The organism is Streptococcus sp. CF10-1, from assembly GCF_024295825.1.
Classification (GTDB): Bacteria; Bacillota; Bacilli; order Lactobacillales; family Streptococcaceae; genus Streptococcus.
Genome location: NZ_JANCPQ010000004.1, coordinates 60,765 through 83,051, shown reverse-complemented (window position 1 = coordinate 83,051; position 22,287 = coordinate 60,765). Strand labels below are relative to the sequence as shown.

General features: G+C 42.4%; 26 protein-coding genes. 15 read left to right on the top strand and 11 right to left on the bottom strand.

Going from position 1 to position 22,287, the window contains the following annotated elements; all coding sequences use genetic code 11:
- Positions 1–174: 174 nt before the first annotated feature.
- A complete protein-coding gene (locus tag NMM25_RS06390) occupies positions 175–546 on the bottom strand; it encodes a DUF956 family protein (protein ID WP_254736302.1) in 372 nt (123 codons plus the stop codon).
- A 2-nt stretch (positions 547–548) separates the two neighbouring features.
- Entirely contained in the window at positions 549–1,913 is a 1,365-nt protein-coding gene (locus NMM25_RS06385; RefSeq protein WP_000869634.1) for an aspartate kinase, read from the bottom strand.
- A gap of 282 nt (positions 1,914–2,195) precedes the next feature.
- Here NMM25_RS06385 and NMM25_RS06380 point away from each other — a divergent pair, with 282 nt between their 5' ends.
- The 15 genes from NMM25_RS06380 to NMM25_RS06310 all read left to right on the top strand — a co-directional run bounded on the left by NMM25_RS06380 (position 2,196) and on the right by NMM25_RS06310 (position 14,763).
- Positions 2,196–2,981, top strand: coding sequence for an enoyl-CoA hydratase (locus NMM25_RS06380; protein ID WP_001015588.1), 786 nt, complete (start codon positions 2,196–2,198; stop codon positions 2,979–2,981).
- A gap of 91 nt (positions 2,982–3,072) precedes the next feature.
- Positions 3,073–3,507 (top strand): MarR family winged helix-turn-helix transcriptional regulator, encoded by a 435-nt coding sequence (locus tag NMM25_RS06375; RefSeq protein WP_000386338.1) that lies wholly within the window; start codon positions 3,073–3,075, stop codon positions 3,505–3,507.
- Positions 3,507–4,481, top strand: a complete 975-nt coding sequence (locus tag NMM25_RS06370) for a beta-ketoacyl-ACP synthase III (protein WP_000852970.1) — start codon at positions 3,507–3,509, stop codon at positions 4,479–4,481. Before NMM25_RS06375 ends, NMM25_RS06370 begins: the two co-directional genes overlap by 1 nt.
- 57 nt (positions 4,482–4,538) lie before the next feature.
- A complete protein-coding gene (locus NMM25_RS06365) occupies positions 4,539–4,763 on the top strand; it encodes an acyl carrier protein (RefSeq protein WP_000257840.1) in 225 nt (74 codons plus the stop codon).
- Positions 4,764–4,880: 117 nt separating this feature from the next.
- Positions 4,881–5,855: an enoyl-[acyl-carrier-protein] reductase FabK gene (fabK, locus tag NMM25_RS06360; RefSeq protein WP_000857452.1), complete on the top strand. Its 975-nt coding sequence runs from the start codon at positions 4,881–4,883 to the stop codon at positions 5,853–5,855.
- Entirely contained in the window at positions 5,848–6,768 is a 921-nt protein-coding gene (fabD, locus tag NMM25_RS06355) for an ACP S-malonyltransferase (RefSeq protein ID WP_000167648.1), read from the top strand. Before fabK ends, fabD begins: the two co-directional genes overlap by 8 nt.
- Positions 6,769–6,813: 45 nt before the next feature.
- On the top strand, positions 6,814–7,545 hold the full coding sequence (gene fabG, locus NMM25_RS06350) for a 3-oxoacyl-[acyl-carrier-protein] reductase (protein WP_001177609.1): 732 nt from the start codon (positions 6,814–6,816) through the stop codon (positions 7,543–7,545).
- Positions 7,546–7,573: 28 nt separating this feature from the next.
- Positions 7,574–8,809 (top strand): beta-ketoacyl-ACP synthase II, encoded by a 1,236-nt coding sequence (fabF, locus tag NMM25_RS06345; protein ID WP_000774052.1) that lies wholly within the window; start codon positions 7,574–7,576, stop codon positions 8,807–8,809.
- A gap of 2 nt (positions 8,810–8,811) precedes the next feature.
- A complete protein-coding gene (gene accB, locus NMM25_RS06340; protein WP_001052297.1) occupies positions 8,812–9,300 on the top strand; it encodes an acetyl-CoA carboxylase biotin carboxyl carrier protein in 489 nt (162 codons plus the stop codon).
- On the top strand, positions 9,297–9,719 hold the full coding sequence (gene fabZ / locus NMM25_RS06335; RefSeq protein ID WP_000565515.1) for a 3-hydroxyacyl-ACP dehydratase FabZ: 423 nt from the start codon (positions 9,297–9,299) through the stop codon (positions 9,717–9,719). The genes accB and fabZ overlap by 4 nt, the downstream gene beginning before the upstream one ends.
- A gap of 11 nt (positions 9,720–9,730) precedes the next feature.
- Positions 9,731–11,098 carry an acetyl-CoA carboxylase biotin carboxylase subunit gene (accC, locus tag NMM25_RS06330; RefSeq protein WP_000488663.1) on the top strand — a complete coding sequence of 456 codons (1,368 nt, stop codon included), beginning with the start codon at positions 9,731–9,733 and terminating at the stop codon, positions 11,096–11,098.
- Positions 11,099–11,133: 35 nt separating this feature from the next.
- Positions 11,134–12,000, top strand: a complete 867-nt coding sequence (gene accD, locus NMM25_RS06325) for an acetyl-CoA carboxylase, carboxyltransferase subunit beta (protein WP_001173374.1) — start codon at positions 11,134–11,136, stop codon at positions 11,998–12,000.
- The gene (locus NMM25_RS06320; protein WP_254736301.1) at positions 11,997–12,764 is read left to right on the top strand and encodes an acetyl-CoA carboxylase carboxyl transferase subunit alpha; all 768 of its coding nucleotides are present in this window, start codon (positions 11,997–11,999) and stop codon (positions 12,762–12,764) included. The genes accD and NMM25_RS06320 overlap by 4 nt, the downstream gene beginning before the upstream one ends.
- A 148-nt stretch (positions 12,765–12,912) precedes the next feature.
- Entirely contained in the window at positions 12,913–13,614 is a 702-nt protein-coding gene (locus NMM25_RS06315) for a CPBP family intramembrane glutamic endopeptidase (protein ID WP_254736299.1), read from the top strand.
- A 423-nt stretch (positions 13,615–14,037) separates the two neighbouring features.
- A complete protein-coding gene (locus NMM25_RS06310) occupies positions 14,038–14,763 on the top strand; it encodes a CPBP family intramembrane glutamic endopeptidase (protein ID WP_254736298.1) in 726 nt (241 codons plus the stop codon).
- A gap of 60 nt (positions 14,764–14,823) precedes the next feature.
- Here the strand turns inward: NMM25_RS06310 and nusB are convergent, their stop codons facing one another.
- The 9 genes from nusB to gatC form a co-directional block, all read right to left on the bottom strand.
- Entirely contained in the window at positions 14,824–15,246 is a 423-nt protein-coding gene (nusB, locus tag NMM25_RS06305; RefSeq protein WP_000203659.1) for a transcription antitermination factor NusB, read from the bottom strand.
- On the bottom strand, positions 15,239–15,628 hold the full coding sequence (locus NMM25_RS06300) for an Asp23/Gls24 family envelope stress response protein (RefSeq protein ID WP_000510584.1): 390 nt from the start codon (positions 15,626–15,628) through the stop codon (positions 15,239–15,241). Before NMM25_RS06300 ends, nusB begins: the two co-directional genes overlap by 8 nt.
- A 21-nt stretch (positions 15,629–15,649) precedes the next feature.
- Positions 15,650–16,210 carry an elongation factor P gene (efp, locus tag NMM25_RS06295; protein WP_000568640.1) on the bottom strand — a complete coding sequence of 187 codons (561 nt, stop codon included), beginning with the start codon at positions 16,208–16,210 and terminating at the stop codon, positions 15,650–15,652.
- Between the two features lie 80 nt (positions 16,211–16,290).
- The gene (locus NMM25_RS06290) at positions 16,291–17,418 is read right to left on the bottom strand and encodes an SPFH domain-containing protein (RefSeq protein WP_254736297.1); all 1,128 of its coding nucleotides are present in this window, start codon (positions 17,416–17,418) and stop codon (positions 16,291–16,293) included.
- 8 nt (positions 17,419–17,426) lie between these two features.
- Complete coding sequence (locus tag NMM25_RS06285; RefSeq protein ID WP_254736296.1) at positions 17,427–18,383, bottom strand: zinc-ribbon domain-containing transport protein; 957 nt, start codon at positions 18,381–18,383, stop codon at positions 17,427–17,429.
- 96 nt (positions 18,384–18,479) lie between these two features.
- The gene (locus NMM25_RS06280) at positions 18,480–18,875 is read right to left on the bottom strand and encodes a hypothetical protein (protein WP_254736294.1); all 396 of its coding nucleotides are present in this window, start codon (positions 18,873–18,875) and stop codon (positions 18,480–18,482) included.
- A gap of 57 nt (positions 18,876–18,932) precedes the next feature.
- Positions 18,933–20,378, bottom strand: coding sequence for an Asp-tRNA(Asn)/Glu-tRNA(Gln) amidotransferase subunit GatB (gene gatB / locus NMM25_RS06275; protein WP_254736293.1), 1,446 nt, complete (start codon positions 20,376–20,378; stop codon positions 18,933–18,935).
- Positions 20,378–21,844, bottom strand: a complete 1,467-nt coding sequence (gatA, locus tag NMM25_RS06270) for an Asp-tRNA(Asn)/Glu-tRNA(Gln) amidotransferase subunit GatA (protein ID WP_254736292.1) — start codon at positions 21,842–21,844, stop codon at positions 20,378–20,380. The genes gatB and gatA overlap by 1 nt, the downstream gene beginning before the upstream one ends.
- On the bottom strand, positions 21,844–22,146 hold the full coding sequence (gene gatC, locus NMM25_RS06265) for an Asp-tRNA(Asn)/Glu-tRNA(Gln) amidotransferase subunit GatC (RefSeq protein WP_000705420.1): 303 nt from the start codon (positions 22,144–22,146) through the stop codon (positions 21,844–21,846). The genes gatA and gatC overlap by 1 nt, the downstream gene beginning before the upstream one ends.
- Positions 22,147–22,287: the final 141 nt, after the last annotated feature.

Below are 22,287 nucleotides of genomic sequence, written 5' to 3'. Positions count from 1 at the left end.
TGGAGTGGCAGGGCCACGGTTCCATCCAACTTCACAGGTGTGCACTTGATTATATATGTAATTGTGAACAACGGTAGAATTTCACCTATCCCTCCTATCTGCTCGCAGCACCCGCAGACTTTCTGAAAGAAGGAGATAACTTACTTATCCGTTGCTATGATTATACTAAAGTTTCTACTTTTTTGCAAATAGATTTTTAAGTTTTTGTCCAATGGTCTGGAGTAGAGTCGGAAGTTTCACAACCTTTTCGTTTCCTAATTTTTCACGAGCGATTTTGAGGATAGCTCCAGAGTCTTTTGAAGCAAAAAGGAATTTTCCTTGATCAGTGAAGACTTCAAAGTGGCGGCTGATCTTGCGACCACTTATGTTGGCTCCGATTTGCTGAATGCTGGACCAGGGGATTTGGATATATTGTTCGACATTGACATCAGGATAAAACTCTAAGGCTTGATCCCCAACTAGAAATTTTCCAACTTTTCCAGAGATAGAGAGGTAAGATGTCCCAGTAGTTTGGAGGTCAATGACTTGATTGAGTGATTGGGCCATGATTAGTCTTCCTTACTTTCACCGAAAAAGGCATGATAGAGAGCCTTGATAGCTGCTTTTTCTTGCTCTTTATTGACAACAAACATGATGGAAACTTCACTTGAACCTTGGGACATCATCTGGATGTTGATTTTATTCTCAGACAAAGCACGTGTTGCAGTAGCAGTTACCCCGATATGGCTCTTCATCTTTTCTCCAACAATCATAATGATGGAAAGGTCATGTTCGATTTCAGCATGGTCCACTTCAGCTTTTTGAACGAGTTGACGTAGAATTTCTTCTTCTTTGATAGGAGTTAATTCACGGGAGCGGAGGATGATTGAAAGATCGTCGATACCTGTAGGCATGTGTTCCCAACCGATGTTGAGGTCCTCAAGGATTTGCAGAACCTTGCGACCAAATCCGACTTCGCGGTTCATGAGGTATTTTGACATGTTGATGCTGACGAATCCTGAGTCACCCGCAATCCCTACTACTGGGAATTTATCACTACTGTGTTCTAAAACAATGCGCGTACCTGGGTGGTCAGGGTTGTTGGTATTCTTGATGACAAGAGGAATTTTTCCTCGGTAGGCAGGAAGAAGGGCTTCGTCATGAAGGACTGAAAATCCAGCGTAAGCCAACTCACGCATTTCACGGTAGGTTAATTCAGGAATGGAGTGTGGTTGGTGGATAATACCAGGATGGGCAGCAAAGATACCATCTACGTCTGTAAAGTTCTCATAGAGATCAGCCTTAACACCTGCTGCAATGATAGAACCTGTGATATCTGAACCTCCACGTGAAAAAGTACAGATTTGATTTTCCTTAGTCACACCAAAGAAACCAGGGATGACAAGGACTTCGTTGCTATCAGCCAAGCCTTCAATCTTATCATAACTAGATGGAATGATACGTGCGTTTCCAGGTTCACTTGTGACAACGATCCCAGCTTCTCTTGGGTGAACATAGCGTGCATCGATACCGTTTTGGTTAAAGTAGGCTGCAATCAATTTGGCATTGTTATTTTCTCCAGCCGCTAGGAAGGTATCATAGAGAAATTCATTGTCCTCTATAGGAAGAGTTGCCAAGGCCCGAATACTTTTAGAGATTTTTTCTAAAACAGCAGGTTTTAACCCTAGTTCACTAACCATAGCGGCATAACGGTCAATGATCCAGCTTTGGCTAGCACTGATGTCATTTCCAGCCACATAGTCGCGATAGTATTTGATCAAGGCATCAGTCACCTTGGTATCTTCAGCATTGCGTTTTCCGGGTGCAGAAACAACTACAAAACGGCGTTCTTTATCACTTTTAACGATATTTAAGACTTTTTCTAACTGACCAGCAGAGGCAAGCGAGCTTCCGCCAAATTTTACAACCTTCATAAGGACTCCTCAAGTAAGTATTTTATACGATTATAGCAGAAAGAGGGGCATTTTTCAATGAAGAAAATAACTTCCTATTATAATAGAAGAAAACACTAACTTATTCTGAAAAGCGATAACAGTTTAAAAGTAAGAGGGTCAAATTTTACTCAGACTCATAAATGATGGGTAAATAATCAGCTGAGACACTTTCCTTTAGTTTTTCCTTGCCTCTTTATCCAAAAAAAGGTATACTTTGATGATAAAACAATTTCATTGCCTTATAAAAGAAAAGGAGAAGCTATGAATCATATCTTATATCAGATCGTAGATGATCTGGCTATCATTACTTTGAATCGTCCCGAAGTGGCAAATGGTTTCCATATCCCAATGTGTGAGGAAATTTTAGAAGCTTTGACTCTAGCGGAGCAGGATCAAGCTGTGCAGTTCATCTTGATTAATGCTAATGGGAAGGTCTTTTCAGTTGGGGGAGACTTGGTTGAGATGAAACGCGCAGTGGACGAAGATGATATCCCTTCTTTGAATAAGATTGCAGAGTTAGTCAATACAATTTCTTTTAAAATCAAGCAAATTCCTAAACCTGTTTTGATGGAGGTAGATGGAGCGGTTGCTGGTGCTGCAGCAAATATGGCAGTAGCAGTTGATTTTTGTTTGGCGACTGACAAGGCAAAATTCATTCAAGCCTTTGTTGGAGTTGGCTTGGCACCAGACGCTGGTGGGATTCATCTCTTGAGTCGTAGTATCGGGGTAACACGAGCTGCACAACTTGCCATGACAGGAGAAGCCTTGACTGCTGAAAAAGCACTGGAATGGGGCGTGGTATACCGTGTTTGTGAAGTTGACAAATTAGAAAAAACAAGAGAACAAGTTTTGAAAAAATTAAGAAGAGGTTCAGCAAACTCATACGCAGCGATTAAAAAGCTAGTTTGGGAAAGTCAATTTAAGGATTGGCAGAATTATGCTGAATTAGAATTGAAACTACAAGAATCGTTATCTCTAACTGAAGATTTTAAAGAAGGGGTTCGAGCGCATTCTGAAAGAAGAAGACCAAAATTTACAGGAATGTAAAAAAATACTTGCACAATTTTTTGAAGTTTGTTATACTTCTTTTATCAAATGTTTTGATTGTAAAAGTTTTTTTGAGGAGGAGGGAAAAAGTTTGGACTACCAACAAGTAAATGATTATCTAACATCTATTTTTAATAACGTCCTTGTGATCGAGGAGGTTAGCTTACGAGGTAGTCGATTCAAAGACATCTCCATCAAAGAAATGCACACGATTGATGTGATTGGGAAGTTCCCGGAGGCAACGCCAAGTAAGGTTTCAAAAGAACTGATGGTAACTCTTGGGACAGTGACGACGAGTTTGAATAACCTGGAAAGAAAAGGTTATATTGAGCGTATTCGTTCTGACCAAGACCGTCGCGTGGTCTATCTGCATTTGACAAAGCAAGGTCGTTTGGTTCACCGTCTTCATAAACGATTCCACAAGGCTATGGTCGAAAAAATCATCGATGGCATGAGCCCTGAGGAAAAAGAAGTCATGGGCAGAGGCTTAACGAACCTTTATCAATTTTTGGAGGATTTGAAATAATGGCTTTTGCAAAAATAAGCCAGGTTGCTCATTATGTTCCAGAGCAAGTGGTCACTAATCATGACTTAGCCCAAATCATGGACACAAGCGATGAGTGGATTTCAAGTCGGACAGGAATTAAACAGAGACATATTTCAAAAACAGAGTCTACAAGTGACTTGGCGACAGAAGTAGCTAAGAGCTTGTTGGCTAAAGGGAGCTTAACAGCGGATCAGATTGATTTTATCATTGTAGCGACGATTACCCCAGACTCGATGATGCCTTCCACAGCAGCTCGAGTTCAGGCAAATATCGGAGCGCACAGAGCTTTCGCCTTTGATCTGACAGCAGCTTGCAGTGGCTTTGTATTCGCTCTTTCAACTGCAGAAAAATTTTTAAGTTCTGGACAGTTCAAAAAAGGGATTGTTATCGGGGCTGAGACCTTATCCAAGGCAGTTGACTGGTCAGATCGTTCAACAGCTGTTCTCTTTGGGGATGGTGCTGGTGGGGTTCTCTTGGAAGCGAGCGAAACACGTCACTTCCTTGTGGAAAGTCTCTATACGGATGGCTCTCGGAGCGAGTGTTTGACCTATGGTCAAACGGCTTTGGCTTCTCCTTTCTCAGATCAAGAAGCAGTTCCTGCTTTTTTGAAGATGGATGGACGAGCAGTTTTTGATTTTGCAAATCGTGATGTTGCTAGGTCGATCAAAGAAACCATTGAAAATGGTCCAATCGCAGCATCGGAATTGGATTATCTCTTGCTTCATCAGGCAAATATCCGCATTTTGGATAAGATGGCTAAGAAGATCGGCGTAGACCGAGACAAGCTTCCTGCCAATATGATGGAGTATGGAAATACCAGTGCAGCAAGTATCCCGATTTTGCTATCAGAGTGTGTGGAGAATGGCATGATTCGTTTAGATGGTAGCCAGACGATTCTCCTATCAGGCTTCGGTGGAGGTTTGACATGGGGCACACTCATTCTTACAATCTAGGTAATCATGTGGTAAACACATAGTTATAAATTTTTTATATTTTAAAGGAGTCCTATCATGGCAGTATTTGAAAAAGTACAAGAAATTATCGTTGAAGAACTTGGGAAAGACGCATCAGAAGTAACACTTGAATCTACTTTTGATGATTTGGATGCAGATTCATTGGACTTGTTCCAAGTAATCTCTGAAATCGAAGATGCTTTCGATATCCAAATCGAAGCAGAAGATAACTTGAAAACAGTTGGTGACTTGGTTGCCTACGTTGAAGAGCAAACAAAATAATTAACATATTACTAGAAGGAGTAGGGGAAACCCACTCCCTCTTGTTTAGGTAATAGTTTGAAACTCAAATGATAAACTCATCGAACTATTACGTAAGCAAGGAATGATGGAGGCACTATGAAAACACGTATTACAGAATTATTGAACATTGATTATCCTATCTTTCAAGGAGGAATGGCCTGGGTTGCTGATGGTGACTTGGCTGGTGCAGTATCAAAAGCTGGTGGTCTAGGGATCATCGGTGGTGGGAATGCACCGAAAGAGGTCGTAAAGGCTAATATCGATAAAATCAAATCACTTACGGACAAACCTTTTGGTGTCAACATCATGCTCTTGTCACCTTTTGTAGAAGACATCGTTGATCTCGTGATTGAAGAAGGGGTCAAGGTGGTGACAACTGGTGCAGGAAATCCAAGTAAATACATGACTCGTTTCCATGATGCAGGAATTACTGTTATTCCTGTTGTTCCAAGTGTTGCTTTGGCAAAACGCATGGAAAAAATTGGTGCAGATGCAGTTATTGCAGAAGGAATGGAAGCCGGTGGGCATATTGGTAAATTAACGACGATGACCTTGGTTCGCCAAGTTGCTGCAGCTGTTTCAATTCCAGTTATCGCAGCTGGAGGAATTGCGGACGGTGAAGGTGTCGCTGCAGGCTTTATGCTTGGTGCTGAGGCCGTTCAAGTTGGTACGCGTTTCGTAGTAGCTAAGGAATCTAACGCCCATCCAAAATACAAGGAAAAAATCTTAAAAGCGCGTGATATTGATACGACTATTTCCGCTCAACACTTTGGACATGCTGTTCGTGCCATTAAAAACCAATTGACACGTGACTTTGAGCAGGCTGAAAAAGATGCCTTTAAACAAGAAAATCCAGATTTAGAAATCTTTGAACAAATGGGGGCTGGTGCTCTAGCTAAAGCCGTTGTTCATGGAGATGTGGAAGGTGGATCTGTCATGGCAGGTCAGATCGCTGGTTTGGTTTCTAAAGAGGAAACTGTCGAAGAAATCCTAAAAGATCTATACTATGGCGCAGCCAAGAAAATTCAAGAAGAAGCCTCTCGTTGGGCAGGAGTTGTAAGAAATGACTAAAACAGCCTTTCTATTTGCGGGTCAAGGTGCTCAGTATCTAGGGATGGGGCGTGATCTCTATGATCGCTACCCTATCGTCAAGGAAACAATTGACCAAGCCAGTCAGGTTTTGGGATATGACCTTCGTGACTTGATCGATAAGGAAGAAACCAAGTTAAACCAGACTCGCTATACGCAGCCAGCTATTTTAGCGACTTCGGTTGCTATTTACCGACTATTGAAAGAAAAGGGTTATCAGCCGGATATGGTGGCAGGACTGTCCCTCGGGGAATATTCTGCTCTTGTAGCAAGTGGTGCCTTGGACTTTGAGGATGCAGTTGCCTTGGTTGCTAAGCGTGGTGCTTATATGGAAGAGGCTGCACCTGCAGGCTCTGGGAAGATGGTTGCCGTTCTTAATACTCCAGTTGAAGTGATTGAGGAAGCTTGTGAAACAGCCTCTAAAGTTGGAGTAGTGACTCCAGCTAACTACAACACCCCAAGCCAAATCGTCATCGGTGGTGAGGTGGCTGCGGTTGACCGCGCAGTTGAACTCTTGCAGGAAGCAGGAGCTAAACGATTGATTCCTTTAAATGTATCTGGTCCTTTCCATACTGCCCTTCTTGAGCCAGCCAGTCAGCAACTAGCTGAAGCTCTTGAGGGAGTAAGTTTCGCTGATTTCACTTGCCCACTAGTCGGCAATACGGAAGCTGCTGTTATGGAAAAAGATCGAATCCAAGAGCTTTTGACGCGTCAGGTCAAAGAACCTGTTCGTTTTTATGAAAGTATTGCTGTGATGCAGGATGCTGGGGTAACCAACTTTATTGAAATTGGTCCTGGTAAGGTCTTATCAGGCTTTGTCAAAAAAATCGATAAAACAGCTCAGCTAGCTAACGTTGAAGACCAAGCAAGCTTGGATGCTTTGTTAGGAAACTAATGATCCCTTCTCCCACAAAATACAACAGGAAACAGGAGAGATAGAATGCAACTTACAAATAAAAATGTCTTTGTAACAGGTTCAAGTCGTGGTATCGGACTTGCCATTGCTCACAAATTTGCCCAACTAGGCGCTAATGTAGTTTTGAATAGTCGCGGAGCAATCCCAGAAGAATTGCTGGCTGAGTTTTCAAACTACGCCGTCAAAGTAGTACCGATATCAGGTGATGTTTCAGACTTTGCAGATGCCAAGCGTATGGTAGATCAAGCGATTGCAGAACTCGGTTCTGTCGATGTCTTGGTCAACAATGCTGGGATCACTCAAGATACGCTTATGCTCAAGATGACCGAAGAAGACTTTGAAAAAGTGATTAAGATCAACTTGACAGGTGCCTTCAACATGACGCAAGCAGTATTGAAACAGATGATCAAGGCACGTGAAGGTGCGATTATCAACATGTCTAGTGTGGTCGGTTTGATGGGAAATATCGGACAAGCCAACTATGCAGCTTCTAAAGCAGGTTTGATTGGTTTTACCAAGTCAGTTGCACGTGAAGTTGCCAATCGCAACGTACGAGTAAATGCTCTTGCACCAGGGATGATCGAGTCAGATATGACGGCTGTTTTGTCTGATAAGGTCAAGGAAGCGACATTGGCCCAAATCCCAATGAAACATTTTGGTCAAGCAGAACATATCGCAGATGCTACAGTGTTCCTGGCTGGACAGGATTATTTGACTGGACAAGTTCTCGCTGTTGATGGCGGACTTAGCATGTAAAAAATAAGGAAAGATATAGGTAAGACAGATGAAACTAAATCGAGTTGTAGTAACAGGTTACGGATTGACCTCTCCTATCGGAAATACTCCAGAAGAATTTTGGAACAGTTTGCAAACTGGGAAGATTGGAATTGGAGAAATCACTAAGTTTGACCACAGCGAATTTGCTGTGCACAATGCGGCAGAAGTTCAAGATTTCCCATTTGATAAATACTTTGTCAAAAAAGATACCAACCGTTTTGACAACTATTCTTTGTATGCCTTGTATGCGGCTCAAGAAGCGGTGACAAATGCAAATCTTGATGTAGAAGCAATTGATAAAGATCGCTTTGGTGTCATCGTGGCTTCTGGTATTGGGGGAATTAAAGAAATCGAAGATCAGGTTATCCGTCTTCATGAAAAAGGTCCAAAACGCGTTAAACCAATGACACTTCCAAAAGCCTTGCCAAATATGGCTTCAGGAAATGTTGCTATGCGCTTCGGAGCAAACGGTATCTGTAAATCAATCAATACAGCCTGTGCCTCATCAAACGATGCCATTGGGGATGCCTTCCGCTCTATCAAGTTTGGTTTCCAAGATGTCATGTTAGTTGGTGGATCAGAATCATCTATCACTCCTTTTGCTATCGCTGGTTTCCAAGCATTGACTGCCCTATCAACTACGGAAGATCCAACTCGTGCTTCTATTCCATTTGACAAAGACCGTAATGGTTTTGTGATGGGAGAAGGTTCAGGGATGTTGGTTCTTGAAAGCCTTGAACATGCTGAAAAACGTGGTGCAACTATCTTGGCTGAAGTAGTTGGCTATGGTAATACCTGTGATGCTTACCATATGACTTCACCTCATCCAGAGGGTCAAGGTGCGATTAAGGCTATGAAGTTGGCTTTGGAAGAAGCAGAAATTTCTCCAGAGCAAGTGGCTTATGTCAATGCCCACGGAACTTCAACTCCTGCTAACGAAAAAGGAGAAAGTGGTGCTATCGTAGCTGTTCTTGGTAAAGAAGTACCTGTATCTTCAACCAAGTCCTTTACAGGACACTTACTTGGTGCTGCAGGAGCAGTGGAAGCCATTGCTACCATCGAAGCCATGCGTCATAACTATGTACCAATGACAGCTGGAACAAGTGAGTTATCAGACTATATCGAAGCGAATGTCGTTTATGGACAAGGCTTGGAGCAAGAAATCCCTTATGCTATTTCAAACACTTTTGGTTTTGGTGGACACAATGCGGTTCTTGCTTTCAAACGTTGGGAGAATAAATAATTATGAATTTAAATGAAATCAAGGACTTGATGGCTCAATTTGACCAATCAAGTTTGAGAGAATTTTCTTATAAAAACGGAACGGACGAATTGCAGTTTAGTAAGAATGAAGCAAGAATGGCTTCTGAAGCACCAGCTCAAGTTGCTCCAGTACCAGCTGCAGTAGCTGCAAGTCCAGTAGTTTCTGCCCCTTCAACTCCAGTAGAGAGTGCAGTGGAAGAAGCTCCAGCACCAGCTGAAACGACGGTTGCTCCAGAGGGTGATGTCGTTGAGAGCCCACTTGTAGGGGTGGCTTACTTGGCCGCTGGACCAGATAAACCTGCCTTTGTCACAGTTGGAGACAGTGTTAAAAAAGGTCAGACTTTGGTGATCATCGAAGCCATGAAAGTCATGAATGAAATCCCTGCACCTAAAGATGGTGTGGTGACAGAAATTCTCGTTTCAAATGAAGAAATGGTTGAGTTCGGTAAAGGATTGGTACGTATCAAATGATCGATATTCAAGGAATCAAAGAAGCTCTACCCCATCGCTACCCCATGCTCCTAGTGGATCGTGTCTTGGAAGTGAGCGAGGATACCATTGTTGCCATTAAAAATGTGACCATCAACGAACCTTTCTTCAATGGTCATTTTCCTCAATACCCAGTTATGCCAGGTGTTCTTATCATGGAAGCCTTGGCTCAGACTGCTGGTGTCTTGGAATTGTCCAAACCTGAAAATAAAGGGAAACTGGTCTTCTATGCTGGCATGGACAAGGTTAAGTTCAAGAAGCAAGTTGTACCAGGTGACCAATTAGTCATGACAGCTACTTTTGTCAAACGTCGTGGTACGATTGCTGTGGTTGAAGCAAAGGCTGAAGTAGATGGTAAGCTTGCAGCGAGTGGTACTCTTACCTTTGCAATTGGAAACTAAGGAGGTTCTCCATGTTTCGTAAAATTTTGATTGCCAACCGTGGTGAGATTGCGGTTCGCATTATTCGAGCTGCGCGTGAATTAGGCATTGCGACCGTAGCAGTCTATTCAACTGCTGATAAGGAAGCTCTTCACACACTTCTAGCGGATGAAGCTATCTGTATCGGACCTGGTAAGGCGACTGAGTCTTATCTCAATATCAATGCGATTTTATCTGCTGCAGTATTGACAGAAGCAGAAGCCATCCATCCAGGTTTTGGATTTCTTAGCGAAAACTCCAAGTTTGCCACGATGTGTGATGAAGTGGGAATTAAGTTCATCGGCCCTTCTGGGGCTGTAATGGATACCATGGGAGATAAGATCAATGCGCGTGAGCAAATGATAAAGGCTGGGGTTCCAGTTATCCCAGGATCTGATGGTGAAGTTCATACGGCTGAAGAGGCGCTTGCAGTTGCAGAAAAAATTGGCTATCCAGTCATGCTTAAGGCATCGGCAGGTGGTGGTGGAAAAGGGATTCGTAAGGTTGAAAAGGCAGAAGACTTGGTCGCAGCCTTTGAAACAGCATCCAGTGAAGCCAAGGCCAATTTTGGAAATGGCGCTATGTATCTTGAGCGTGTGATTTATCCAGCTCGTCATATCGAAGTTCAGATTCTTGCGGACCAAGAGGGTCATGTTGTCCATCTTGGTGAACGGGACTGTTCACTCCAACGGAATAACCAAAAGGTCTTAGAAGAAAGCCCATCCATTGCGATTGGCAAAACCCTTCGTCATGAAATTGGTGCTGCAGCCGTTCGTGCAGCAGAGTCTGTAGGCTATGAAAATGCAGGGACGATTGAATTTCTTCTCGATGAAGCGAGTGGCAATTTCTACTTCATGGAAATGAATACTCGTGTGCAAGTTGAACACCCAGTCACAGAGTTTGTTTCAGGTGTTGATATCGTGAAGGAACAGATTCGCATTGCTGCCGGGCAACCTTTACCTTTCAAACAAGAAGATATCGTCCTACGAGGTCATGCTATCGAGTGCCGGATCAATGCGGAAAATCCAGCATTTAACTTTGCCCCAAGCCCAGGTAAAATTACCAATCTCTATCTACCAAGTGGTGGAGTTGGCTTGCGCGTGGACTCAGCAGTTTATCCAGGTTATACCATTCCCCCTTACTATGATAGTATGATTGCCAAAATCATTGTTCATGGGGAGAATCGTTTTGATGCTCTTATGAAGATGCAACGGGCACTTTATGAACTTGATATTGAAGGAGTGCAAACCAATGCAGACTTCCAGTTGGATCTGATTTCAGACCGCCGAGTTATCGCTGGTGACTACGATACTTCCTTCTTGATGGAAACTTTCTTGCCAAAATACCAAGAAAAAGAATAGACTTTCAAATAGTATGAGAACTAAAAGGGGGAGTTATGGCTCTATTTAGTAAAAAGGATAAGTATATTCGGATTAATCCTAACCGTTCCGTAAGGCAGAAACCACAAGCCAAGCCTGAGGTTCCGGATGAACTCTTTTCCCAGTGTCCTGGTTGTAAACACACCATTTATCAAAAGGATCTTGGGAGCGAACGAATTTGTCCCCATTGTAGCTATACTTTCCGTATTTCAGCTCAGGAACGCTTGGATTTGACGATTGATTCTGACAGCTTTGTGGAGATGTTTACAGGTATTGAAACTCAAGATCCATTAAACTTTCCTGGCTACCAGAAAAAATTGGCTACTATGCGTGAAAAGACAGGTTTGGATGAAGCCGTACTAACTGGTACAGCTAGCATCAAGGGACAAAAAGTTGCCCTTGGGATCATGGATTCAAACTTTATCATGGCTTCTATGGGAACCGTTGTGGGTGAAAAAATCACGCGCTTGTTTGAGTATGCAACGGTAGAAAACTTGCCAGTCGTTCTCTTCACAGCTTCTGGTGGAGCTCGTATGCAAGAAGGAATCATGAGCTTGATGCAGATGGCTAAAATTTCTGCGGCAGTTCAACGCCATTCCAAGGCAGGACTTTTTTACCTAACTATTTTAACCGATCCGACAACAGGTGGGGTGACCGCTTCTTTTGCTATGGAAGGGGATATTATCCTAGCGGAGCCACAGAGTTTGGTTGGTTTTGCTGGACGTCGTGTTATCGAAAATACAGTTCGTGAGACCTTGCCGGATGACTTCCAAAAGGCAGAATTTCTGCTTGAACATGGATTTGTTGATGCAATTGTCAAACGGAGAGAATTGCCTGAAACAATTGCTAAATTAGTGAGATTGCATGGAGGAAGTCGCGGATGAATATTGCAAAAATAGTCAGAGAGGCACGCGAGCAGAGTCGCTTGACTGCACTTGATTTTGCCAATGGAATCTTTGATGAGTTTATCGAATTGCATGGAGACCGCTCTTTTCGTGATGATGGTGCGGTTATCGGTGGAATTGGTTGGTTAGGTGACCAAGCAGTAACTGTCCTTGGTATCCAAAAGGGAAAGAGTCTTCATGACAACCTCAAACGAAATTTTGGACAACCTCATCCAGAAGGCTATCGTAAGGCTCTTCGCCTGATGAAACAGGCAGAAAAGTTTGGCCGTCCAGTTGTGACCTTTATCAATACGGCGGGTGCTTACCCAGGTGTTGGAGCCGAGGAACGTGGACAAGGTGAAGCAATCGCCCGAAACCTGATGGAAATGAGTGACCTCAAGGTTCCAATCATCGCGATTATTATCGGTGAAGGTGGATCTGGTGGGGCCCTAGCTCTAGCCGTAGCTAATCGTGTCTGGATGTTAGAAAACTCAATCTACGCCGTACTTAGCCCGGAAGGATTTGCCTCTATCCTTTGGAAGGATGGAAGTCGTGCTATGGAAGCAGCGGAATTGATGAAAATCACTTCACATGAACTCCTAGAAATGGGAATTGTAGACAAGGTAATCTCAGAGGCAGGGCTGTCAAGTAAAGAACTGCTAGGTTGCGTTAAAAATGAATTGCGTGCAGAACTAGATAGGTTGAAAGAACTACCACTCGACCAACTTATCGAAGAACGTTACCAACGCTTTAGAAAATACTAAGAAAATTTAAAAGCTAGAACAAATTGTTCTAGCTATTTTGATAATAGAGCATGGATAAACATGAATACTCTAGATAAATAAGAAAAACAAATCAATAGTATATCCTCTATATTCCCCTAATAGAGAGTTTACCATTAGGAGAGAAAGAATGAAAAAGACAATACATTTAGGAATCTGTATGATTTTAATGTTCCTGTACATTTATTTAACGCCATTAGGGGCTATAACTCTAGCTAGGATCTTTGGTCTAGGAATGGACAGCTATATAATCTTTCTAGTTGGAGAAGTGTTGCTTATTTTCTTTTCATTCGTTTTGTGGTTGAAAAAGAAGAAAATGCTCTTTATCTTCGAGAAAAAGAGTTGGCGCTGGTCTTATCTCGCTTTCTTAGTGGCTTGCTTTCTTATCTATTCTTTTTTAAATGGATTTAGAATGCAGAATATTCGATTGATTGACCATAGTTTTATTTTCCAAGACCTTCTTTCAGAACTTTACTTAAACGGAAGAGAAACGACTCTATCAAGTCTTATATTTTTAATCTTTAACATTTCGATTGTACCTGTTGTTGAGGAGACAATCTATAGGGGTTATTTTATGAATACCTTCTTTCCGAAGTCGGAATTTTATTTGGATGTGATCTTGTCTTCTTTTATCTTTGGGCTCAGTCACTTGGTTCTATCCCATCGTGACCCCATCAGTCTCATCATTTATAGTATTCTCGGTCTTCTATTTGCAGTTACTTATCGAGTTACGGGTAGTCTTCGATTTACTATTGTTTGTCATAGTTTCTATAATGCGATTCCCTATGCTCCGTCGCTCTTATTTTATATCTATTATTTGATTTTTAGATAGTAGGAAGTAAAGAAAAAGTGTTTGATAATTGTCAAACACTTTTTCTAATTTAATGGGAAGATAGAGAAATCTCTTTTATCAATTTCTTATTTCTCAATGAGTAAAGCTACCATTTAGGGTGAAAAATTGACAGTTGAGGAGATAGGCTATAAAATAGACAAAAAGATGTGTACTGTAGATGTAAGCTTACAAAAATTTATTTTAAGGAGTTACTTGACATGATTGGTACAGATACATTTACAGTTCTTTCATCTGAGGACTTAGAGCAAGTTTCAGGTGGTGGCATGATTTGGTTGATGATATAAATTGGAGTTGGCCTTATGCTTATAGCATTGCAACTGATTCGAGTACAATACGTAATAGAATGACTGGTTATGGTAACGGAATTATACCTTAATAGTCTAATAATTTAAAGGGGTAAGTATGAAAAAACTAGGGCATTTGGGAGTCTTTATCTTACTGGTATTTCTATCGATTTATCTACCAGAGTTAGGGATTATGCATCTAACTAAGTTTTTGGGATGGGGGATAGATGGCTATTTTATCTTTTTAACAGTTGAAGTAATAGCTCTTTTGCTATTATTTATCTACTGGCTCAAAAAGAAAGAGATGCTCTATATTTTTGAAAAAAAGGGTTCAAAGAAGTTAAGATTCTTTTACCTTGTAGTTGGTCTAGTGGCTACTTATTTTGATCGTCAATTGGTGGATGCTTTTCAGTTACAGTTTCATCACTTAATTGATAACAAGTATATCTTTCAAGACCTTCTTTCGATTCTATACTCCAATGGGCAACCAACTTTTCTATCAACTGTTCTCAGTTTTAGTTTAACAGTAGTCGTCGCACCTATATTAGAGGAACTGATTCATAGAGGGTATTTTATGAATACCTTTTTCCCCCAGTCCAAGTACCATCTGGACGTTATCTTATCTGCTCTTATCTTTGGACTTAGTCATTTGATCCTAACTCACCGCGATCCTATCAGTTTGATTATTTATAGTTTAGGTGGTTTCTTCTATGCCCTTGTCTACCGTTGGACAAAGAACCTAAAAATCACCATCCTGTGCCATAGTTTTTTCAACTTTCTCATTTATGCAAAACCCATCTGGATTTTTGTTTACAATTATGTCTATTATCATTTTTTTAGATAGTGGTAGGCAAAGAAAAAAGTGTTTGATATCTGTCAAACACTTTTTCTTTTTACTGTTTTTTTACTGTTCTTCTGTTACAAACTGGCTGAGCAGTCCATTGATAAAACGGGCAGATTTTTGATCTGAGAAGTCCTTTGCAAGCTCGATAGCTTCATTAACAGCAACCAGCTGCGGAGTGTCAAATGAAGTGATTTCAAAGACTCCCAAGCGAAGGAGGTTTCTCTCCACGAGCGTTAATCGCTCGATGGTCCAACCTGCTTTTAAATGCTGTGTGATTTGCTTGTCTAGTTCTTCCTTTTTAGCCTGAACACCAGAAACTAGCTCTGTCAAAAAGGCTGGAAGTTGCACATCCGTATCTTCACGATCATGAGTATAGGCGAAACGACAAGCAGTTTCGACGTCCGTACCGAATTCAAGGCTCATGAGAGCTTGAAAAGCGCATTTACGGAGTTGGCGTCTAGATTCTAATAGTGGACTAGTCATTGAGGAAGTCCTCGTCAAATAGATCTTTCAATTCTGGTTTTGGTGTTTTATCTGGAACGATACCGGCAACGTGAATATTGATAGCAGCGAGTTCAACATCAGCCATATTGCGGACGGCATCTTTAACAGCTTTCTGGATAGCAACAGCTACCTTAGGAACTTTTACTCCGTACTCAAGGTAGAGATAGATATCTGCTGTGAGTTCTTCGTCCACGTTTTTTAGATAAACACCACGGCCGAGTGAAAGTTTTGAAAGGGTATCAGATACTGATTTGTTTGAAAAAGAGTGAACCCCCTCTACCTTTGCAGTAGCAATAGCAATAATTTTTTCAAGTACACGTGGGGCGATAACGATTTCGCCAAGTTGTTCTTCAATTCCCATAGAATGACCTCTTTCTAGAGATTAGGCACGAGAAACGTAAGTTCCTTCTGCAGTGTTGATAACGAGTTTTTGTCCTGCTTCGATGAAGTCTGGAACGTTTACGACAAGTCCAGTTTCCATCGTTGCTGGTTTACCAGAACCTGTAACAGTAGCACCTTTGATAGATGGCTGAGTTTCTGCAACTGTCAATTCGACAGTAGTAGGAACAGTGACACCAATCACTTCAGTTCCGTAAAATTGGATCTTCACATCAGAGTTTTCAAGGATGTAAAGCAATTCGTTTTCAACGTTGACTACAGGGATTTCGTATTGGTCGTAAGTTTCTGTGTTCATGAAGTAGGCTGTGTCATCCATTTTGTACAAGTATTGAGCTGGGACAGTCTCGATGATGGCTTGTTCAAATTTTTCCTCTGGACGGTAGCTTGTGTCAAATGTAGAACCAGTACGGACATCACGCAATTTCATACGCATGATCGTGTTTCCTTTACCTGGTTTGTGGTGGCTAGCTTCCAAAACGCGGATCAATTTTCCGTCTGCAGTTTCAAATGTCATACCAGCTTTCAATTTGCTTGCTTCAATCATGTTTTTACCTCTTTAATAAATAATTTACTCTTTATTGTACCATAAAAGACAACATTACTCAAATGTCAGAAGGAGCTTAATTAGTTGACTGGTACGATATTTCCATCCTCGTCTTTAGTAACGAGGACGTATTTTCCATCGACTTCGATGTAAAAATTCTTGCTGGCAGTTTGCCCAGTGTTTTGAGCCGGTGCTTGATTTTGGACTTGTTGGCTTAGTTGACCACCGAGAGTTTGGCCAAGATTCATGCCCATAAACATGTTCATCCCATTGCCATTCCCTTCATTGGCAGCTGCAGCAATAAGCGCTTCGTTGCGAGCACGGCGTTCTTCAATTTCAATCGTGTTGTACTTCATTGCCACGAGCTCACTATCAAGCTTGCGAACGATATCAAGACTTTCTTGGTCGTAGCTGAGGTCTTCAAGCAAGATGTTAGTTGCTTCAATCCCGTAGAGGCCTGCCCAAACCTTGTTGACCTCTTGTTTAGCGAGTTCGTTAAAGGTATCTTGATTAGCATTGAGGCTATAGATATCAACCTTGTTTTCGTTGGTGTATTTGGCAATGGCAATCGCAATTTTCGGTGCAATATTTTGACGGAGCGTTCCTTGAGCTACATCCTGGAGAGTGAATGGCTGTCCGTCAGTAATTTGACGGCTAACAGAACTCACGTAGAAGAGGACTGGATCAGCTATTTTTACATCAAACAAGCCATAGAAACGGATGTTGAGCAGTTGTTGGTAACGTTCGCTGAAGTATTCGACCGCATTTTGTGTGCCGAACTTATTGCCCGCGATGGGTTGCATGCGGATAAAGATAATTTCTTGTTGAGTGATGACTTGTCCACCGAAAGAGAAACGGTTTTTAAAGTTTTCCCAAGTGCCCTTTAAACCACCTTTTTCAAGGAGCCAGGCTTTATCACCAGCTTGCCATTCGTGGCTACCAGCTTCGAGGACCTCACCAAGGAAGGTACCGTTGTTTACCAAAACAGCGGTATAACCTTGAGGAACGATAACCACACTGCCATCTGACAAGAGGCCTGTATTTTGATTGCTGTGACGAGAACGTCCATCTGGGTCTTTAGTGAGTAATTGCCCCTTGACGGCCAAGGCGTCGCCAGAGACATTATCTGGAAGGACAATGGCTTCCTTGAATTTACTATCATTAAAACTATTTAAGCCTGCTGATAAGGCTGCACGTATAAATCCCATAATTCCTCCTAATTATAAAGCTCGTCTTCATCCACAACATCATAGGTATCCAGTACCCATTGGTTTGGACTGCGAGAGAGATTGGCACCACAGTAGTCGCACTCGCTAACTGCAGAGATTTTCAAAGGGGCGCCACAGTTTGGACAGTGGTCGCTCACAACTTCGTCTGGATTGACTGCTTGCGTTTGGCTACCATGTTGACGGATAAAGTTCAATTGATACACGGTGAAGAGATCTTTTTTAGGATCTCCTTCAAGGACACGACGAGTCTCATCGTCAATGACATAGTCCCGCAAGGTAGATGACAGAATCACCACTAAGGTATCGTTTCCGTCAGGATTTTCAATGAACTCCTTGATGCGAACATTTTCGATACAAACTTTTTCTAAAACATTAGTTGTTTTAGCTCGAATATGGTCCTCAAGTTGGGTACTATGTTGAGAATAGAGACTGGTGCTTTCCAAAGCGCGGACAGAGTTCCAATTTTTTTCAGTCCAGGCAACCTGCAATTTAAGGTAGACTTCCTTAACCCAAGATGTGAAGGCTTCCGCGTCAAAGTTTGGGTCCCCGTATGTCACACGACTAATGGCCAGTGTGTTGTGCTCAACTCGATGGTGGAGCGTTTGATAATCATTACTAGTATAGGTTGAACTCGAATCTCCAGATTTATTCTGCAAGGATTTGACGATAACAACTAGTATGATTCCTCCGACTAATATGAACATAAATCCTAGGTAGGGAGAGCTAGCAGAACTGTCAGAGGATGATCCATATCCAGAGCGGTAGTAGTGGTAGGATGAGCCACCAGAACGACTTCCACCTCCACTTGAGCGGCTGCTACTTCTGGAGCTACTGCGGCTGCTCCCTCCACTTCTGGAATGTCCGACACCCGCATCAACGATTTGAGGCACGGATAGAAAAACAAGTAATAAACAGGTCATTAAAAAAGCATAAAACTTTTTCATGTGTCTCCTAACTATATGATTGAAAAGGTAGAATTCTGAATTCGAATGATTATTAAACTATTAATAACCTTTAAAATAATCTAAGATATATAGGCGTTATTTACTAGCGTTTAGCTTCTTTATGGAATGGCGCTCGATGAGCCATCCCACAATCCACCCTATTGCTAGCAAGTAATTTTCAAAAGCACCGCTAGCATTTACAGGAGAGTGATACTCCATATAATTGAGTAAGTGATTTGTTCCTATTCCAATTCCGCCAATAATGAGAGCAAGAAGCACGATTCGTAGATAGAACCAATCGTATTTAATATTGACAGCGAGAATAATAATCAATACAGCTAAATTCCATATTCCAATTTCTCGTTGCCAACCAGCAGATATTCCGTACCCGGAGTGGCTTCCCATGTACGATGGAAAGAAAATTTGTAGTATAGAAGCGCCTAAGATAGCAATGATGACTAAGACAAATAGCAATCGTAAAAATTTGTTCATTTATTCTCCTTGTCTCATTCTCGTCTTAAAAGTAGAAAAAAGTGTATAAAGAGTAAATTACTCACTTTCTTTCAACTTCGCCAATTCCTGTGCAAGGAGTTTAAGGGCAACTTGTGGATTGGCTTGGCCTTTGGTTGCTTTCATAAGGAATCCTGTGAAGGCCTTGTCTGCGTTTCGTTTACCTGACTTGAAGTCGGCAACTGCAGCTTCGTTATTCGCAAAGACTTGGTGGATGATTGGGATCAAGACATCTGGATCAGAGATTTGCACCAAGCCTGCTTTTTCCACGTATTCACGCGCGCCACCGCCATTTTTAGCCAGGTGGACAAAGACTTTCTTGGCAATCTTAGAAGAGATCGTGCCGTCTTCGATGATGGCAATCATTTCTACCAAGTTTTCTGGTGTTAATTCGATTTGTTCCAGTGTTTTACCTTCGGCGTTCAAGAACTGAGCGACTTCACCTTGGAGCCAGTTAGAGACTTGTTTGGCATCGCCACCGAGGGCAACAGCTTTTTCAAAGAAGTCAGAAGTGACTTTGTTTGCAGTCAACTGGCTAGCATCGTAGTCTGACAAGCCAAGATCAGATACGTAGCGCGCACGGCGTTCTTTTGGAAACTCTGGCAATTCTGTGCGCATTTCCTCAATCCACTCGTCTGAGATTTCAAAGAGTGGTAGGTCTGGTTCTGGGAAGTAGCGGTAGTCAGCAGCGCCTTCCTTGACACGCATGAGGATGGTTGCCTTGTTAGCTTCGTCGTAACGGCGTGTTTCTTGGCGAATTTGACCACCTGAGCGCAGGATTTCAGCTTGGCGTTGGACTTCGTATTCAAGACCTTTACGAACATTTGAGAAGGAGTTGAGGTTTTTCAACTCAGTCTTGGTACCGAATTTCTCTTGTCCATAAGGACGAAGCGAGATGTTGGCATCCACGCGCATGGAACCTTCTTCCATCTTAACATCAGAAATGCCAGCGTACTGGATAACTTCCTTGAGAGCAGTTAGATAAGCATAGGCTTCTTCAGGGGAACGCATGTCCGCTTCAGATACAATCTCAATCAATGGCACCCCCTGGCGGTTGAGGTCAACATAGGAGTAGCCATCTGTACCGTGGGTGTTTTTACCAGCATCTTCCTCTAGGTGAGCACGTTCGATACCGATTTTCTTAGTCGTACCGTCTTCTAGTTCCACTTCAATCCAGCCGTTGTAGCCGATTGGCTCATCAAACTGGGAAATTTGGTAGGCTTTTGGATTATCAGGATAGAAGTAGTTCTTGCGGTCAAAGTGCATCTTTTTGTGGATGTCCATGTTGAGGGCAAGAGCCGCCTTGATACCAGCATCGACAACCCCTTTATTGAGAACTGGCAGAACTCCTGGGAAGGACCAGTCAATCACGTTAGTGTTGGCATTTTGGTCATTTCCAAAGTGGGCAGAAGTAGGTGAGAAGATTTTTGAATTGGTGTTGAGCTCTACGTGGACTTCAAGTCCAATGACTGTTTCAAAGTTCATTAGTTATCACCTCCAAAAATCACGGGTTGTTGTTTGTGGTAGTCTGTTGTTGCTTCAAAAACAGCAGCAGCTTGGTAAATGGTTTCCTCAGAGTATTTAGGACCAATCAATTGGAGACCGACTGGGAGACCTTGAGAGAATCCAGCAGGAATTGAAATTCCTGGGAGACCTGCTAAGTTGACTGGGATGGTCAAAAGGTCAGCCAAGTACATGGCAACGGGGTCATGGTTGAGGGAATCCAAGTCATAGGCAACGCTTGGAGCAGTTGGTCCCAAAATCAAGTCGTAATCCGCAAAGACGTTTTCGAAATCTTGGATGATGAGGGTACGGACCTGACCAGCTTTCTTATAGTAGGCATCGTAGTAACCTGATGAAAGGCTAAATGTTCCAAGCATGATACGGCGTTTCACTTCTTCACCGAAACCTTGGCTACGGCTGTTTACATAGATTTCATCAAGATTAGTCGCATTCTCTGCGCGGTAGCCATAACGGATACCGTCAAAGCGTTGCAAGTTTGATGAGGCTTCTGATGAAGCGATGATGTAGTAAACGGCAACACCGTATTTAGAGTGAGGAAGGCTGACTTCTTCGACGATGGCACCAAGTTTTTCAAAGTGTTTAGCGGCATTCAGAATGGTTTCCTTAACCTCTGGGTCAATCCCTTCACCAAGGTATTCCTTAGGCAAAGCAATTTTCATTCCCTTGATGTCTTGACCAATTTTTGAAGTAAAGTCGGCAATGCGGACAGGGGCAGAAGTAGAGTCTTTGGCATCTTCGCTGGCAATAGCGTTGAGCAAGAGGGCATTTTCCTTAACGGTTGGTGCAAAAGGTCCAATCTGGTCTAATGAGCTACCGAAGGCAATGAGACCGAATCGAGAAACCGTTCCGTAGGTTGGCTTGAGACCAACGATCCCGTTGAAGGCAGCAGGTTGGCGGATAGAACCACCAGTATCAGATCCAAGAGACAAGCGAACTTGTCCTGAAGCTACAGAAGCCGCAGAACCACTTGATGATCCACCAGGAACTTTGCTGTGGTCCCAAGCATTTTTAGTCGCACCATAGTGGGAAGTCTCACCTGATCCACCCATGGCAAACTCGTCCATGTTGGTTTTTCCGACAACAATCATACCCTTAGCCTTGGCATTGGCAACGGCTGTCGCATCAAAGATAGGCTCGTAGTTGTAGAGCATTTTTGAGGCAGCAGTTGTAAGGATACCATCGGTAGAGATATTATCCTTAACAGCCAGTGGAATTCCTGAAAGGACATTATCCGCGTCAATTCCAGCTTCATCAACGGCTTTAGCTTGAGCAAGGGCTTGTTCTTCAGCGATAGTGACAAAAGCATTGATAGCTTTCTCGCGAGACTTGATATCTTCAAGCGTGGCTTGTGTCAATTCAGTAGCTGAAATCTCCTTAGATACAAGGAGGTTGTGCAAGTCTTCAATCGTTTTGTTATTAAAAGTCATTAGGCATCTCCTCCATCATCTAGGATAGCTGGTACCTTAATATAGTAGTTTTCTTTTTCAGGTACGTTTTTAAACAGGCGGTCACGGTCTGTTCCTTCTTCGGCCACATCAGGGCGGAGTACGGTCTTGCGGTCAGCCATGGTTGTAGTAGGTGCGACACCAGTTGTGTCGACTTCGCCCAGCAATTCAACCATGTCAACAATTTTAGACAAGGTTGTCGCAAAGGCAGCAGTTTCTTCTTCAGAGAATCTTAATTTTGAAAGATTGGCAACGTGTGTTACCTCTTCTTGCGTAATTTTCATCTTGCATCCTTTCGTGAAATGATGATTTTTAGTCTGTTCTATTTTACCATATTTTCCTATAAATAAGGGAGCCAAACTGAAAAGAAATAGAAATTGAAAAATCGCTTTTAATTCGCTATAATGGTTAAACTAGAGAATAGA

Coding starts and splice junctions, on each gene's coding strand:
- accB (WP_001052297.1), top strand. CDS start 8,812: ATGAATTTAAATGAAATCAAGGACTTGATGGCTCAATTTGACCAATCA.
- NMM25_RS06290 (WP_254736297.1), bottom strand. CDS start 17,418: ATGGGATTTATACGTGCAGCCTTATCAGCAGGCTTAAATAGTTTTAAT.
- NMM25_RS06390 (WP_254736302.1), bottom strand. CDS start 546: ATGGCCCAATCACTCAATCAAGTCATTGACCTCCAAACTACTGGGACA.
- NMM25_RS06370 (WP_000852970.1), top strand. CDS start 3,507: ATGGCTTTTGCAAAAATAAGCCAGGTTGCTCATTATGTTCCAGAGCAA.
- fabG (WP_001177609.1), top strand. CDS start 6,814: ATGCAACTTACAAATAAAAATGTCTTTGTAACAGGTTCAAGTCGTGGT.
- fabD (WP_000167648.1), top strand. CDS start 5,848: ATGACTAAAACAGCCTTTCTATTTGCGGGTCAAGGTGCTCAGTATCTA.
- NMM25_RS06315 (WP_254736299.1), top strand. CDS start 12,913: ATGAAAAAGACAATACATTTAGGAATCTGTATGATTTTAATGTTCCTG.
- nusB (WP_000203659.1), bottom strand. CDS start 15,246: ATGACTAGTCCACTATTAGAATCTAGACGCCAACTCCGTAAATGCGCT.
- NMM25_RS06365 (WP_000257840.1), top strand. CDS start 4,539: ATGGCAGTATTTGAAAAAGTACAAGAAATTATCGTTGAAGAACTTGGG.
- accD (WP_001173374.1), top strand. CDS start 11,134: ATGGCTCTATTTAGTAAAAAGGATAAGTATATTCGGATTAATCCTAAC.
- gatB (WP_254736293.1), bottom strand. CDS start 20,378: ATGAACTTTGAAACAGTCATTGGACTTGAAGTCCACGTAGAGCTCAAC.
- NMM25_RS06320 (WP_254736301.1), top strand. CDS start 11,997: ATGAATATTGCAAAAATAGTCAGAGAGGCACGCGAGCAGAGTCGCTTG.
- accC (WP_000488663.1), top strand. CDS start 9,731: ATGTTTCGTAAAATTTTGATTGCCAACCGTGGTGAGATTGCGGTTCGC.
- NMM25_RS06285 (WP_254736296.1), bottom strand. CDS start 18,383: ATGAAAAAGTTTTATGCTTTTTTAATGACCTGTTTATTACTTGTTTTT.
- gatC (WP_000705420.1), bottom strand. CDS start 22,146: ATGAAAATTACGCAAGAAGAGGTAACACACGTTGCCAATCTTTCAAAA.
- NMM25_RS06380 (WP_001015588.1), top strand. CDS start 2,196: ATGAATCATATCTTATATCAGATCGTAGATGATCTGGCTATCATTACT.
- NMM25_RS06310 (WP_254736298.1), top strand. CDS start 14,038: ATGAAAAAACTAGGGCATTTGGGAGTCTTTATCTTACTGGTATTTCTA.
- fabK (WP_000857452.1), top strand. CDS start 4,881: ATGAAAACACGTATTACAGAATTATTGAACATTGATTATCCTATCTTT.
- NMM25_RS06300 (WP_000510584.1), bottom strand. CDS start 15,628: ATGGGAATTGAAGAACAACTTGGCGAAATCGTTATCGCCCCACGTGTA.
- efp (WP_000568640.1), bottom strand. CDS start 16,210: ATGATTGAAGCAAGCAAATTGAAAGCTGGTATGACATTTGAAACTGCA.
- NMM25_RS06385 (WP_000869634.1), bottom strand. CDS start 1,913: ATGAAGGTTGTAAAATTTGGCGGAAGCTCGCTTGCCTCTGCTGGTCAG.
- fabZ (WP_000565515.1), top strand. CDS start 9,297: ATGATCGATATTCAAGGAATCAAAGAAGCTCTACCCCATCGCTACCCC.
- fabF (WP_000774052.1), top strand. CDS start 7,574: ATGAAACTAAATCGAGTTGTAGTAACAGGTTACGGATTGACCTCTCCT.
- NMM25_RS06280 (WP_254736294.1), bottom strand. CDS start 18,875: ATGAACAAATTTTTACGATTGCTATTTGTCTTAGTCATCATTGCTATC.
- gatA (WP_254736292.1), bottom strand. CDS start 21,844: ATGACTTTTAATAACAAAACGATTGAAGACTTGCACAACCTCCTTGTA.